A 13,806-nucleotide genomic window follows, 5' to 3' on the forward strand; every position below is an offset into this window, starting at 1 on the left:
TTTTACTCCGCGGGTTAGCCAAGCTCATTTACTAGCGCTGGTGTCAATTCAAAAAGATCCCCCACCAGTCCGTAATCGGCGACGCTGAAGATCGGCGCTTCCGGGTCCTTGTTGATCGCGACGATGACTTTCGAGTCCTTCATCCCGGCCAGATGCTGAATCGCACCCGAGATGCCGACCGCCACATACAGTTGCGGCGCGACGATCTTGCCGGTCTGGCCGACCTGGTAGTCGTTCGGCACGAAGCCCGCATCGACTGCCGCGCGCGAGGCGCCGAGCGCTGCGTTCAGCTTGTCCGCAAGCGGCTCGAGAACCTTCGTATAGTTTTCGCCATCCCCCAGCCCCCGGCCACCCGAGACGATGATTTTCGCGGAGGTCAGTTCCGGGCGGTCCAGCTTTGTCACTTCACGGCTTACGAACCGCGAGATGCCACTGTCTGCCGCGGCTTGGATCTTCTCGATTGCAGCGCTGCCGCCCTCGGCTGCCACCGCGTCGAAACCGGTCATGCGCACCGTGACGACCTTGATCGAATCTTGAGACTGCACCGTCGCGATCGCGTTGCCCGCGTAGATCGGGCGCTCGAACGTGTCCGCAGAATCCACTGCGGTGATGTCGCTGATCTGCGCGACGTCGAGTTTGGCTGCGATACGCGGCGTGATGTTCTTGCCGTAAGCAGTCGCGGGCGCGAGGATGTGCGTGTAATTCTTTGCGATGTTCAGCACCGTCGCTTCGACGTTTTCCGCAAGACCAGCTTCCAGTTGCAGCGCGTCGGCGAGCAGCACCTTCGAAACGCCGGCGATCTTCGCAGCCGCGTCGGCCGCGCCCTGCGCGTTGTGACCGGCCACCAGCACGTGAATTTCCTTGTCGAGGAAAGTGGAGATCAATGCGGCAGCCCCCATCGTGTTCAGCGTCCCGGCCTTCACCGTCGCGCTATCGTGTTCCGCAATTACCAGAATCGTCATTTGCCTTCGCTCCCTTACAGCACCTTGGCTTCGGTCTTCAGCTTCTCGACCAGCGTCTTCACGTCGTGCACCTTTACACCGGCGCCGCGTTTCGGCGGCTCGACCACTTTCAGCGTCTTCAGGCGCGGCGTGATATCAACTCCGAGGTCTTCCGGCTTCACGATTTGCAGCGGCTTCTTCTTTGCCTTCATGATGTTGGGCAGCGTGACATAACGCGGCTCGTTCAGGCGCAGATCGGTTGTGACCACGGCCGGCAGCGTCAGCGACAACGTTTCCGTGCCGCCGTCCACCTCGCGCGACACAGTAGCTTTACCGTCTGTCACGACAACCTTCGACGCAAACGTCGCTTGCGGCAGATTAGCCAGCGCGGCGAGCATCTGGCCAGTCTGATTCGAATCGTCGTCGATCGCCTGCTTGCCTAAAATCACCAACGAAGGCTGTTCCTTGTTTACCAGCGCCTTGAGCAGCTTTGCGACCGCTAACGGCTGCAGGTCTTCATTTGATTCGATCAGGATCGCGCGGTCCGCGCCGATCGCCAGTGCCGTGCGCAGGGTCTCCTGTGACTGCAGGACACCCGCGGACACAGCGATCACTTCGGTCGCCACGCCGGCTTCCTTCAGGCGTACCGCTCCTTCGACCGCGATTTCGTCGAACGGGTTCATCGACATTTTGATGTTGCTAACGTCAACGCCAAGTCCATCGGAACGGACTCGTACCTTGACATTCGAGTCCGAGACTCGCTTGACCGCGACCATCACCTTCATAGTTCCATCCCATAACTGTTTATTCCAGATGCCCGATCGTGTACGGGCTCGCTCTCAGAAAGTTGCGTCCGATGAGATGCCGTGGATCGCCAAGGTCGCCAGATAGGTGTTCGCGAGAAGGCAGGCGATTGTCATCGGTCCGACGCCACCGGGAACCGGTGTGATGCAGGCGGCCACTTCTGCCACCTCGCGATAGTCGACATCACCCACAACTCTGTATCCCTCGCCGCCAATGTTCAAAACACGGTTGATCCCGACGTCGATGACACAGGCGCCAGGTTTCACCCAGTCCCCCTTGATCATTTCAGGACGCCCAACGGCCGCCACCAGGATGTCCGCTGTTCTCGCCAGCGCGGGAATATCCCGAGTACGGGAGTGTGCGACCGTAACCGTGCAGTTCTGCGCCAACAGCAACTGCGCCATCGGCTTCCCTACGATGTTCGATCGACCGACAACCACGGCGTTCATCCCGGCAATGTCACCCAGCGCGTGACGTATCAGCATCATCGAACCCATCGGGGTGCAAGGAACAATCCCGCCCTCTCCGCTCGCGATCCGCCCGACATTCTCGGGATGAAATCCGTCGACGTCTTTCGCGGGAGCAATGCTCTCGATCACCTGCTTGTCGGAGATGTGACCGGGCAGCGGTAGCTGCACCAGGATTCCGTGCACCGCCGGGTCGGCGTTGAGCCTTGCAATCAGGTCAAGGAGTTCTTTCTGGCTGACAGTCGGCAACAATTTATGCTCGAACGATTGCATGCCGACCTCGACGGTCTGCCGGGCTTTGTTGCGCACATAAATCTCGCTGGCTGGATCGTCCCCGACCAGAACGACGGCAAGGCCAGGGGTTATCTGGTGTTGCTGTTTCAATTTTTCGACGAGCCCAGCGAGCTTTTCCCGGATCGTCCGGGAAAGGGCTTTGCCGTCAATCACTTTTGCGGACATATCGCGTCTCAATAGCTAGAGGCCAAATCGTGTTTAGGAGAAGACGATCGTCTTGTTGTCGTCGAGGAAGACACGGTCTTCCAGGTGCATCTTCAATGCCCTGGAGAGCACCTGACATTCCACGTCCCGGCCCATCGCCTGCATCTCCGCGACGGAGTAGCGATGGTCAACGCGACGAATGTCCTGCTCGATGATTGGACCTTCATCCAGCTCGCCGGTGACGTAATGCGACGTGGCGCCGATCAGCTTGACACCGCGTTTGTGCGCCTGCGCATATGGCGACCCGCCTTTGAAGCTGGGCAAGAACGAATGATGAATATTGATGCAATTCCCATGCAATTCGCGGGCAATATCGTCGCTCAGAATCTGCATGTAGCGAGCCAGGACGATCAGATCAACCTTCTTTTCGTAAATGACCGCCCGCAGCGCATTTTCCTGTTTCGACTTCGTCTCCGGCGTTATGGGCATGTAGAAGAACCTCAGGCCGTACCTGTCCGCGATCGGCTTGAGGGTTTCGTGATTCGATACGATTGCGGCCACTTCCATATTCAGCTCACCTGCCTCCCAACGGTATAGCAGGTCACGAAGGCAGTGATCAAACTTGGAAACCATCAACAGGACCCTCCGGGCACGATCGGTTCGCCGAACCGACCACTCCATGGTGAAGCGATCCGCCAGCATTTCGAAACCAACCAGCATGTCACGGTCATCGTCCGTGATCTCACCGTTCACCTGAAAAACACAGCGAAGGAAGAAGCGCTGCGCTTCCTCGTCGTCGTACTGCGACATTTCGTTAATGTAATAGTTATGTTCGGCGAGGAAACCACTGATCGCAGCAACGATCCCCGTGGTGGCCGGACACGTCACGCGCAGTGTGTAGGTGTTTGGAAGCTTGGTCGTATATGTCATGTCTATCTCAACAGGTTCAAGAACTGGATCGTGCCGTATCGTGCGCTAAAGAACCGCGCGCTCACGTAGAAAAGACTCGCTGCGGCGCGCTTCTCCGAGCTCCCTGGCATAGGCCGCTCCCGCGTAGACCGCCGCGGCAACCGTTCCCGGCGCCATTGCGTCCCCTATCAGGGCGACAGACTCGACGCCCGCGTTCTGCCATTCGCTGCGCCGAGCCGCCAGTTCGTCCATCAGCATTCGGTCTGGGGTGCGCAGTGTCACGGGCACGAATGTGCCGCATGCAATGCTCGATTCCTTCCTTCCGCTGGCGAGGAGTAAGGCGCCGGAACGCCCCGCCTTGACCTTCGTCTTCGTGACACAACTAATTCCAGCATCCTCCAGACGCTCCTCGATCCGCCTGAGCTCGAGCGTGTAGTACGACCATTGGGAGACATCGGCCAGAGGCGTGACAAGCGTGACGTCATAGCCCTTGGCGCGCAACCACTCAGCAACCGCATGCCCTACGTAATAGTGATCGTCGTCGTACACCACAACCGGTCCCGCAATTGCAGCACCGCCGACAACTGCTTCGGGTGACAGGATATGAACATGCTCCAGCCCTGTAATTCCATTCGGTGTCGCCGGCCCCACGCCATCCGTCCTCCAGTGGGATCCCGTCGCGAGCACAATGCGCTGGGCGCCGAATTGCAGAATGTCGTCAACACCAACCGGCGAGTGCCGGTAGATCTGTACATTGCTCATGCGCTCCAGCTGATAGATGCGATAATCGCGCACCCGTGCGAGTGTCTGCGCCCCAGGGAGCTTCGACTCCCATTCGATCCGTCCGCCGAGATGACTCTCGCGATCAACGATCGACACCTCTACGCCCCGTTGGGCCAGAGTCAGTGCTGCCTCAAGTCCCGCAGGACCAGCGCCTACGATCAGCGCGCTTTGCTGACCGTGCAACTTGGACGTCCGCTCCGGATGCCAGGCCTTGCGCCACTCTTCGCCGATGGTGGCGTTCTGCGTGCAGCGAATCGGCACACCGTACATTTCCGTTGACGCACATACATTACAACCAATGCACTCGCGAATCTCTTCAATTCGCCCGGTTCGCACCTTTTCAGGAATGAACGGATCGGCAATCGAGGGGCGAGCAGCACCCACGAAGTCGACGAGCCCGCGCCTGATGCGAGACACCATCGCATCAGGAGACGTAAAGCGGCCAACGCCTACCACTGGCTTCGATGTGAGCGCCTTAACAAAGCCGATGTACTCGTCCTGAAAGCCCTCTTCGGCGAAACGGGCAGTTGATGAGTCGAACGACCACGGACTGACATTCACGTCCCATAGATCCGGCAACTCGCCGAGCGCCTCGATCACCGCGCGTCCTTCTTCCTTGGCGGATATCGCTCCAGTGAAGTCATGCACCGCGAAGCGGACCGCCACGGCACAACGCCCCCTCACTTCGTCGACCGTATCTTCGATCAGCTCCTTCAAGAGACGCATGCGGTTCTCCAATGAGCCGCCATATTCGTCCGTGCGTTTGTTGTAGCGGGCCGACAGAAAATGGAGGGGGAGTGCTCGGTCGTGTGCGGCGTAGACATAGACAATGTCGTAACCAGCCGCCACCGCTCGCCCGACGGCGCGGCGATGTGCGGCGCGAAACGCCTGGATGTCCGCAATTGTCATGGGCATGGACTGCGTCGGCACATATGACGAGGTACATTTCAGACTGCCCGGACCCAATGCAGGTACACGGCTGTACAGGTTTCGGGCACCGAGACCGAGATGGGCCAGTTCGACTGCAGCGAGGGAGCCATGCTTGTGGATTTCATCGGTTGCCAGGCGATGACAGGCGACGTCGTGATCGTCCCAAAGACGATCGTTCTGATGGCCCATCATGTCCGACGTCTCATCGATCTCGCAGACTCCGGTACACACAACTGCCCAGCCGCCCTCCGCCTTCATCGCGCGAAGCGCCGCGGTTGCATGGGGCTGTGCAAAGCCCATTCCGGCGCTATGAGCGACGGCAAAGAATCGGTTTTTCGCCGTGACAGGGCCGATCTTCACCGGTTCAAACAGCACGTTGTATCGTTCATCCATCTCGAGTTCCTCAGGGGTCAGCCGCGCATGCGCTCGCTTTTCGGGTCGTAGTAGCCGCTAAACTGTAGATCTACCGGATGACGGACGCCGGCTACCTCCGCCTCGAATCCACCCTCGCGCAGCCACTCGGCGGTGACCCCGCCCTTACGTTTGACGGACGCCATGCCAAACGAACCGCTGAGCCGGAAACCCCACGCTCCGGACGTTACATAGCCCACCAGCTCGTCGCCCTTCCAGACAGGCTCGTTACGGTACAGATACGGGCCATCGTCAAGGTTCGCTTCGCGCACCTTGAGGTTCACCAGCCGCACTTCGAGAGGCCCGGCGTCACGCTGGCGTTCCAGCGCATTGCGCCCGATGAAGTTCACATCCTTGTCCCACGCGACTGCGAACCTCAGACCCGCTTCCAGCGGTGTATCGTCTTCGCCGATGTCGTGGCCGAAATGCACAAAGCCCTTCTCGAGGCGACAATGGTTCATTGCCAGAAACCCTCCAAGGCGCATGCCACGCGACTCGCCCGCGCTCACTAGTTCGCCGAAAACGTGCCTCGCGACATCGTTCGTCGGATAGAACTCGTATCCCAGCTCTCCAAGGAAGCTACGGCGCAACACCCAGCAGCGGGCCAGTCCGACGTCCATTAACCTCGCCTGTCCGAAAGCGAATGCCGCATTGGAGACATCGGCGTCGGTTACCTGCTGTAGGATCTCGCGGGAGCGCGGACCGCTCAACGAGAACATCGCATACGCTGTCGTGACGTCGTGGATCTGAACGTTCCACGAAGCGTCCACATGAGCTTCGAACCAGCAGCGGTCGCGGACCTGGCTTGGGTGCCCCGTGACAACAAGAAACTCTTGCTCGGCGAGGCGCGTGATGGTGATGTCGGCCTCGATGCCGCCCCGGTCGTTCAGCCAATGCGTATAGACGGACTGCCCCACCGGTACGTCAATACGGTTGGCGGACCCGTGTTCCAGCGCCTTCAGCGAATCGCGTCCCTTGACGAGCAGCTTGCCATAGCAGCTCTGATCGACGAGCAGTGCCGCATCGCGGGCGGCCAGGCATTCGCGCTCCACCATCGGGAACCACGCCTGTCGCTTGAGGCTGGGCTCGTCGGGCAACTGTGCGCCGGGCTCGTCAAAATACAGCGGAAACTCCCAGCCGATTCGCTCGCCCATTACTGCGCCGGCGGCAATGAGTCGGTCGTGAAGCGGGAAGTGGCGCACCCCTCGCGCGGTATGTACATGGTGGCCGGGCCAGTGCAGCGTCATGTGCATGCCGAGCGACTCTGCCACCCGTTCGCGCAAGTAGCGGTCGTTGGCCTGGAACGGCAACGCTCGCTGCGCGTGCAGCGCACCCATGCTGACGGGCGGCAGACCGTCGACCAGCCAGTCCGCCATCACCTTTCCTGCACCGCCAGATGACAGGATGCCGTTCGAGTTGAACCCGGCGGCCACGTACACACCGCCGACCTCGGCGCTCGGGCCCATGTAGGCACGGCCGTCGGGTGTGAAGCTCTCGGGACCGCAAAAGAATAACTGGATTCCGGTATTCTGCAGCACCGGCACTCGATCGAATGCTGACAGGAGCTGTGGCTCCATATGGTCCATGTCCGGCGGGAGTTCCGAAAATGAGAAGCTCGACGGAATCTCCATTCCCCGCTTCGGCCACGCATTTCCCGTTGCTTCAAAGAAGCCTACGAGCAGTTTGCCGGCGTCTTCCTTGTAGTAGGCACGTTCGTCGGCGACCGTGAGCACCGGCGTCGTACGCGCAAGCCCAGGCAACGCTTCGGTCACGATGTAATAGTGCTCAGCCGCGTGCAGGGGCACGGAAATGCCGAGCCTCTTCGCGAACGCGTGCGTCCACATACCGCCGGCCAGAAGCACCCGTTCGCAGGCAATATCGCCATGCGCAGTCTTGACCGCCTGGACCTTCCCGTCCTTGACAACGACGTCAACCACAGGCGTGTTCTCGAAGGCCTTCGCGCCTTTCTGCTTTGCGCCCTTGATGAGCGCGGCCGTGACGTCGAGCGGGTTCACCTGACCGTTTGAAGGCACGAACTGGCCGCCCAGCAAGTCGTCCGCTCGCAGCAGCGGCCACCGCTCCTTGATCTCCTCCGGGGTGAGGTAGAGACAAGGCACGCCCATCCGCTTGGCAGCTGAAACATTGCGACGAATCAGTTCCAGACGTTGGGGCGTGAGCGCAACGGTCATCGACCCGTTTTCCTTATAACCCGTGGCCTGTCCGGTTTCCTCTTCCAGAGACTGGAACAGACGCGTCGTGTACTGTGCAAGCTCCGTTTGCGCCTTCGAGTCACGCAACTGACCAACGATACCCGCAGCATGCCAGGTGGTACCGCTGGCAAACCGGTCCCGCTCTAGCAGCACAGCGTCGGAAATGCCCTTGTGAGCCAGGTGATAAAGGGTTGAAGCGCCGATGATGCCGCCGCCGATCACGACGACACGGGCACGTTCAGGCAGAGATTGAGTCATAGTAAACACCTTCGGTATCTTGAATCCGGTCGCACTAGTGCAAACGAGAGAGGGCTGCGGTACGCGCTCCACCGTCGGCCACCAGGGCTGCGCCTGTCACAAAGGATGCGTCGTCGGAAGCGAGGAATGCGATGCACGTCGCTATTTCCGATGGAACAGCCACACGGCCGAGCGCGATGCGCTGAGCCACCCGCCCAAACTCCTGTTCGACTGTCGTTCCATTCGTCTCGGCAAACTCTGCCATTTCGGCCTCGCTCATACGCGTGCGCACCCATCCCGGGCAAACGCAGTTTGCGCGAACGCCGTCGGCGCCATAGCGGTTCGCCAGGGCCCGCGTCAGCGCAACGAGGCCCGACTTGCTGGCGGCATAAGACGCCATGCCCGCCGACGCATTGAAGGCGGCGACCGATGAGACGTTGACGATCGAACCTCGCCTGCGGCGACGCATGTGAGGCAACACTGCGCGGCACATGCGCATAGTGCCGGTGAGGTTGACATCGAGGATGGTGTTCCATGTCTCGTCGCGGATCTCCTCGACATCGTCTGCCACCATCACGCCCGCTGCGTTGACCAGGACGTCGATTTGACCCCAACGATCGATTGCCATGCTCACGACGCGTTGAACGTCTTCGTCACCGCGAACGTCGAGCAACACCTCGTCCAGATTGAGTTGAGCTTTGAGCGGTAGCTTTCCATCGAACCCAATGTCCGCAGCGATGACATTCGCGCCTTCCCGCTGTAGCTGACATACGAGCTCAAGACCAATCCCGGAGGCTGCACCCGTGACGAGCACCGTCTTGTCCTTGAAACGAGACATCCTCAAACTCCTGTAGTCGTCGGAACGCCCGACTGAATCAAACCAGTTTCAACCCAGTGGTCGAAAATGCCGAGTGCCTCTTGTACGAAGGAAGAGTCGTTGATATGCATGTCGAGCACGCGAAGATCGACAGGGAGCTTGATCAGCTTCCTGTACTCGTCGATGAACACTTGATGGCCTTCCGGATCATGCAGCGCCTCGCCAGGGGCATCCCACGCGTGGATGCCTTTCAGCGGCAGCAGGAACGCGGTTGGCCCCTTCGCCGAGTTCACTTTTTTCGCGACGAAGCCTGCGAGCTCACGACGCTCCTCGTGCGTAGTCGTGACCGATGCGATCAGGCGGTTGTGAGCGTGGTATGGGCGGCCCTTATAGGCCTCGGGCAACGGTGCCCACGTCTGCACGTCCACCATGTCGCTGGCACCGGGCGCGATAATTTGCGGGACGCCGAGTCTGCCCGCCGTCTCCAGCCTCGAAGTCCCGGCGTTGACGACGGATCCGCGCAGGACATTGCTGAGCTCACACAACGCGAAATCGAAGACTGCGACGAATGTGCCCTGCTCGATCAGCGATTCCATCGCACGGCCGCCCATGCCTGTGCAGTGGAAGACGACGGGCTCGTAGCCGCGTTTTTCCAGCTGCGGCGTAAGCTCCACCATGTAGCTAAGGCAGGATTTGCCCAGCCCCCCGACAGCAACGCGGGGCCGCGCGGATTTCGACGTCACCACCGTGCTGCACGCGCCGAGAACGGCCCCCGCCGCCTGGCTGAGGGTGGCCTTGCAGATTGAATTGAGGCCATAGAGGCCGCCGGCCCAGAGAATCATCATGACGTCGGGGGCCAGCCGATCCGGAGGGACAAGATGTGAATAGGCAACTGTAGTCACGATGAACTTCGGCATGCCGAGCGGCAGCGAAGCTGTGACGTCCAGGGCGAGATCTGTGCCCATCGTGCCGCCGAGGGCCAGCACACCCTGGACCTTCCCTTTCGCGTAGAGGTCAAGAGTGAGCCGCACAGCCCCCTCGGCCATTTTGGTCATTGCAGCATTTTCGTCGCCCAGAGTTGCTACATCTTTCAATGCCATCCCGGCGGCTGCGGCGACCCTGGCATTGGAGATTTCGGGGTCGAAGGCAGGGGTACCGAGCACACCCACGTCCATGATGGCGGCACGAGCACCTTCGCGCTCGATGCACTGCTTCATGAACTGGAGCTCGTCGGCCTTTGTGTCAGCAGTGCCGATAATCAGGATATTCAATCCCGGTTTCATTTCTGCCCTCCTGGAGATACCTTGTGCGAGGAAGTCCAAAGCTCCTCCATTGCGTACCCCGACTCGGGCAGCGTAGTGCCGCCGTCGATCACGATCGTCTGTCCGGTAATCCAACCAGCCTCCCGACTGGCCAGGAACAGCACAGCGGACGCAATGTCTTCGGGCGCCCCCGGGCGCCCCAGGGGGATGTAACGGGTGAGCCGCGCCAGAGCCTCCGGTCGGCTCAGGCGGCCCCGATCCTTCGCCACCAGCCCCGGTTCGACACCATTTACCGTGATGCCACTGCTTGCCAGTTCCAGCGCCGCGGCCTTGATAAAGCCATTCACGCCCGCTTTGGCCGCAGCGTAGTGGGAGGCACCAACCATTGCCACCCGTGGCCCGGTGATCGATGAGGTGACGATAAAACGCCCTGCCTCGCTGCGCCGAAGCGCAGGAAGGGCAGCCTGAAGGAGCCAGAAGCCGCTCGTCAGATTAAGCGCGAGGGTTTCGTCCAGGACAGGCTCATCCAAAGCGTCGAGGCCGAGCCACTGACACCCGCCTGCGTTGTGGCAAACCACGTCCAGCCGGCCGCCGGTCGCGGACAGTGCCTGATCGATCATTTCCCGAATCCCGGCGCGATCGACGCTGAAGGGAACGACGTGAGCGGGGATGCCTTCCGCTTCGAGCTCGTGCGACACCGCCTGCGCAGCAGAGAGCGTGCGATTGGCCAGCACCACCTCTGCGCCGGCGCTTCCCAGTGCATGAGCGATCGCCCCACCGATTCCTGGCCGTGCACCGGTAACCAGGGCGACGCGCCCGGTCAGTCGAAAGTGATTCATGCACGCACCTCGCTCTCGCTGCACTCCGTGACAACGAATTTGCAGAATTCCTTGAGAACCTCGACGTACCTGTCGGCGTCAGCTGTCGCGGAGGCAGGGCACATCAGGAGCATGCAGTGGAATGGCGTGATCAGCACTCCACGGTTAAGGAAATACACGTGCAGCAGGGCTTCGAGATCTCCGTCGCGCCCAGCGTTTACGTCGGCAGCATTCATCGGGGGCGCCGGCGCAAACATGGTCTCGACGCGTGCCCCCAATTGCTCCACGTACCACGGCAGCGCGAATTCGCCGAGTACCTGCCTCATGCGCGCGGCCAGACTTTCAGCGAGGCCGACCATGTGGGCGAATGCCGCTGGAGTCAGCACCTCCGCAAGCACGGCACGCACGGCCGCCACCTGCAGGGCACTGCCCGCCAGCGTGCCACCGAAACCAAGATGTGCGCTTTGACGCACCTTTGTCGGATCCACCTTGGGCACCGCGTTCCACATCCGGCGCGCGACCTCTGCGTTGACACCATAAAGCCCAACCGGAATGCCACCTCCCACTGCTTTACCAAGGACAAGCATGTCTGGCTCGAGCCCATGGAGTTGGGAATAACCGCCAGGCCCGCTGGAAAACGTGTGGGTTTCGTCGATCAGCAGAAGCGTGCCATGGCGACGGGTCGCTTCACGCAACGCCTGGTGGAATCCCGGCGCGGGTGCGACCATTCCGTAGTTCGTCATGAATGGCTCGGTCAATACACATGCAACGTCTTTTGTCGCGAGCTTTTCTTCGAGCGCCTCAATGTCGTTGAATTCGACCACGACCGAGACGCGTTCATGATCCACAGCGTTCGGGTGGATACCATTGCGCATGACCATCGTGCCCGCGGCGTCCAGCGCAACGTGCGCCTCTTCAACCGACCCGTGATAGCATCCGTTAAAAACCAGTACTTTTTCGCGACCGGTGATCATCCGTGCCATGCGAATCGCCGCGCGATTCGCATCACTGGCCGAGGTCGTAAATCCCCAATACGGCAGGCCAAACCGCCACGTCAACTCCTCCCCGACCCACGAAGCATCCTCGGTCGGCAGCATGAGCGTCGCACCGCGGTCGAGCTGCTCGGACGCGGCCTTCGCCACGGCGCGCGGTCCGTGGCCGCACATGGCGCCTGTGTCTCCCAGACAGAAGTCAACGTAGCGCATACCGTCGACGCAGCGTAGCTCCGCCCCGGATGCTTCTTTCGCAAACACAGGAAACTTGCCGGCCCAGCGACGAAACCAGTGCGAAGGAGCTCCGTAAAGGTAGTGACGATGACCTTCTTCGAACAGCTGTCTCGAAAGTGGATGCAGCCGCGCGAACTCTTCCTGCTCGCGCTCGAGGGCTTCACGGACTCGCCGTGAGCTAAGGCGAATCGTCACTGTTCCTCCACGGCCTTGAAGGCGCCCTCGAGGACATCACACAGGAAATCGACCTCTTCCTTGTTTATCGTTAGCGCCGGGGACAAGATGATGTTGGATCCCGAAGTGCGGACCATCGCGCCGCGCACGTATGCTTCCCGCGCCACCCGTGACACTTCCTTAGCCCCGCGACCGAACGCAGCCTTGGTTTTCTTGTCCGCCACCATCTCCAGACAGACCATGAGACCGGCCCCTCTGACATCGCCGATCAACCGGGACTTTCGACCAAGGTCTGTCAGTCGCTCCATCAGATATTGGCCCTGCGTTGCCGCATTTGCCGCCACGTTCTCGCGCTCCACAATCTCCAGCGCGGCGAGTGCAGCTGCTGCTGCGACGGGATGGCCGCTGTACGTGTAGCCGTGCGAAATGGCGGCGCCCGACGCGTCCCCGGACATGAACACATCCGCGACCTTGCGAGAGATCGCTGTGGCCCCCAACGGGACGTAACCGGACGAAATGCCTTTAGCGAGGCACCACATGTCGGCCTTGACGTTCCAAAGGCGTGTACCGAACAGCTGGCCGGTGCGGCCGAAGCCCGTGACCACCTCGTCGGCGATGAGAAGCACGCCATAGCTGTCACAGATTTCCCGCACCAGCGGCCAATAGTTCGGCGGAGGAACGATTACCCCGCCCGCGCCCTGCACCGGCTCCGCAATGAATGCGGCCACCGTGTCCGGTCCCTGGAACTGGAACTCGCGCTCAAGCAACTGCGCACAGATCTCACCAAGTTTGATCGGATCGTCGGTATAGGGGTTGCGATACACCCAAGGCGTGTCGATGTGAAAGCAGCCCGGCAGGAGCGGCTCGTACGGACGTCGAAAATTTGCGTTTCCGTTGACGCTCATCCCGCCGAAATGCACGCCGTGATAGCCCTGCTTAAGCGAAATGAACTTCGTGCGATCACCTTGTCCTTTTAGCTTCCAATACTGACGTGCGAGCTTCAGCGCGCCCTCCACCGCATCGGAACCGCCGTTGCTGAAGAAGACCGATGCCACGCCATCGTCTTTCATCATCCCGACGATACGTGCCGACAGCTCGATTGCCCGGGGATGCGACGTGCCACGGAACGTGTTGTAGTACGCCAGTTCGTCGAGCTGAGCGACGATTGCATCGCGGATCTCTGTCCGGCCGAACCCCAGGTTGACACTCCACAGCCCCGCGACTCCATCGAGTAGCTTGTGGCCATCTGCATCCCAAACCCAGCTTCCTTCGCCCCGGGTAATGATGTCAGGTGGTGTGTCGATCATTGCCTGCGGATGGGCCATTGGGTGCCACAAGTACTTCGCATTTGCGGCCTTGAGCTCATTAAGCGTCATCCT

The 13,806-nt window shown here is 60.6% G+C and carries 11 protein-coding genes; all 11 read right to left on the reverse strand.

Features of this window, described 5'->3' with window-relative positions:
• Positions 1–14: 14 nt before the first annotated feature.
• The 11 genes from OKW26_RS17975 to OKW26_RS18025 are packed head-to-tail and all read right to left on the reverse strand — an operon-like array spanning position 15 to position 13,803.
• The gene (locus OKW26_RS17975) at positions 15–962 is read right to left on the reverse strand and encodes an electron transfer flavoprotein subunit alpha/FixB family protein (protein ID WP_429354604.1); all 948 of its coding nucleotides are present in this window, start codon (positions 960–962) and stop codon (positions 15–17) included.
• A gap of 14 nt (positions 963–976) precedes the next feature.
• Complete coding sequence (locus tag OKW26_RS17980; protein WP_429354605.1) at positions 977–1,726, reverse strand: electron transfer flavoprotein subunit beta/FixA family protein; 750 nt, start codon at positions 1,724–1,726, stop codon at positions 977–979.
• A 54-nt stretch (positions 1,727–1,780) separates the two neighbouring features.
• Complete coding sequence (folD, locus tag OKW26_RS17985) at positions 1,781–2,671, reverse strand: bifunctional methylenetetrahydrofolate dehydrogenase/methenyltetrahydrofolate cyclohydrolase FolD (RefSeq protein ID WP_429354606.1); 891 nt, start codon at positions 2,669–2,671, stop codon at positions 1,781–1,783.
• Positions 2,672–2,704: 33 nt separating this feature from the next.
• The gene (gene purU, locus OKW26_RS17990) at positions 2,705–3,580 is read right to left on the reverse strand and encodes a formyltetrahydrofolate deformylase (RefSeq protein ID WP_429354607.1); all 876 of its coding nucleotides are present in this window, start codon (positions 3,578–3,580) and stop codon (positions 2,705–2,707) included.
• Between the two features lie 45 nt (positions 3,581–3,625).
• Positions 3,626–5,665: an FAD-dependent oxidoreductase gene (locus OKW26_RS17995; protein ID WP_429354608.1), complete on the reverse strand. Its 2,040-nt coding sequence runs from the start codon at positions 5,663–5,665 to the stop codon at positions 3,626–3,628.
• 17 nt (positions 5,666–5,682) lie between these two features.
• Complete coding sequence (locus tag OKW26_RS18000; protein ID WP_429354609.1) at positions 5,683–8,151, reverse strand: GcvT family protein; 2,469 nt, start codon at positions 8,149–8,151, stop codon at positions 5,683–5,685.
• Positions 8,152–8,185: 34 nt separating this feature from the next.
• Positions 8,186–8,968, reverse strand: a complete 783-nt coding sequence (locus tag OKW26_RS18005; protein ID WP_429354610.1) for an SDR family NAD(P)-dependent oxidoreductase — start codon at positions 8,966–8,968, stop codon at positions 8,186–8,188.
• A gap of 2 nt (positions 8,969–8,970) precedes the next feature.
• The gene (locus OKW26_RS18010) at positions 8,971–10,230 is read right to left on the reverse strand and encodes a Tm-1-like ATP-binding domain-containing protein (RefSeq protein WP_429354611.1); all 1,260 of its coding nucleotides are present in this window, start codon (positions 10,228–10,230) and stop codon (positions 8,971–8,973) included.
• The gene (locus tag OKW26_RS18015; RefSeq protein WP_429354612.1) at positions 10,227–11,048 is read right to left on the reverse strand and encodes an SDR family oxidoreductase; all 822 of its coding nucleotides are present in this window, start codon (positions 11,046–11,048) and stop codon (positions 10,227–10,229) included. The genes OKW26_RS18010 and OKW26_RS18015 overlap by 4 nt, the downstream gene beginning before the upstream one ends.
• Entirely contained in the window at positions 11,045–12,448 is a 1,404-nt protein-coding gene (locus tag OKW26_RS18020) for a transaminase (RefSeq protein WP_187638451.1), read from the reverse strand. Before OKW26_RS18020 ends, OKW26_RS18015 begins: the two co-directional genes overlap by 4 nt.
• Positions 12,445–13,803: an aminotransferase class III-fold pyridoxal phosphate-dependent enzyme gene (locus OKW26_RS18025; RefSeq protein ID WP_429355251.1), complete on the reverse strand. Its 1,359-nt coding sequence runs from the start codon at positions 13,801–13,803 to the stop codon at positions 12,445–12,447. The genes OKW26_RS18020 and OKW26_RS18025 overlap by 4 nt, the downstream gene beginning before the upstream one ends.
• Between the last annotated feature and the right edge of the window lie 3 nt (positions 13,804–13,806).

Source organism: Paraburkholderia sp. 32, from assembly GCF_050435345.1.
GTDB lineage: Bacteria > Pseudomonadota > Gammaproteobacteria > Burkholderiales > Burkholderiaceae > Paraburkholderia > Paraburkholderia tuberum.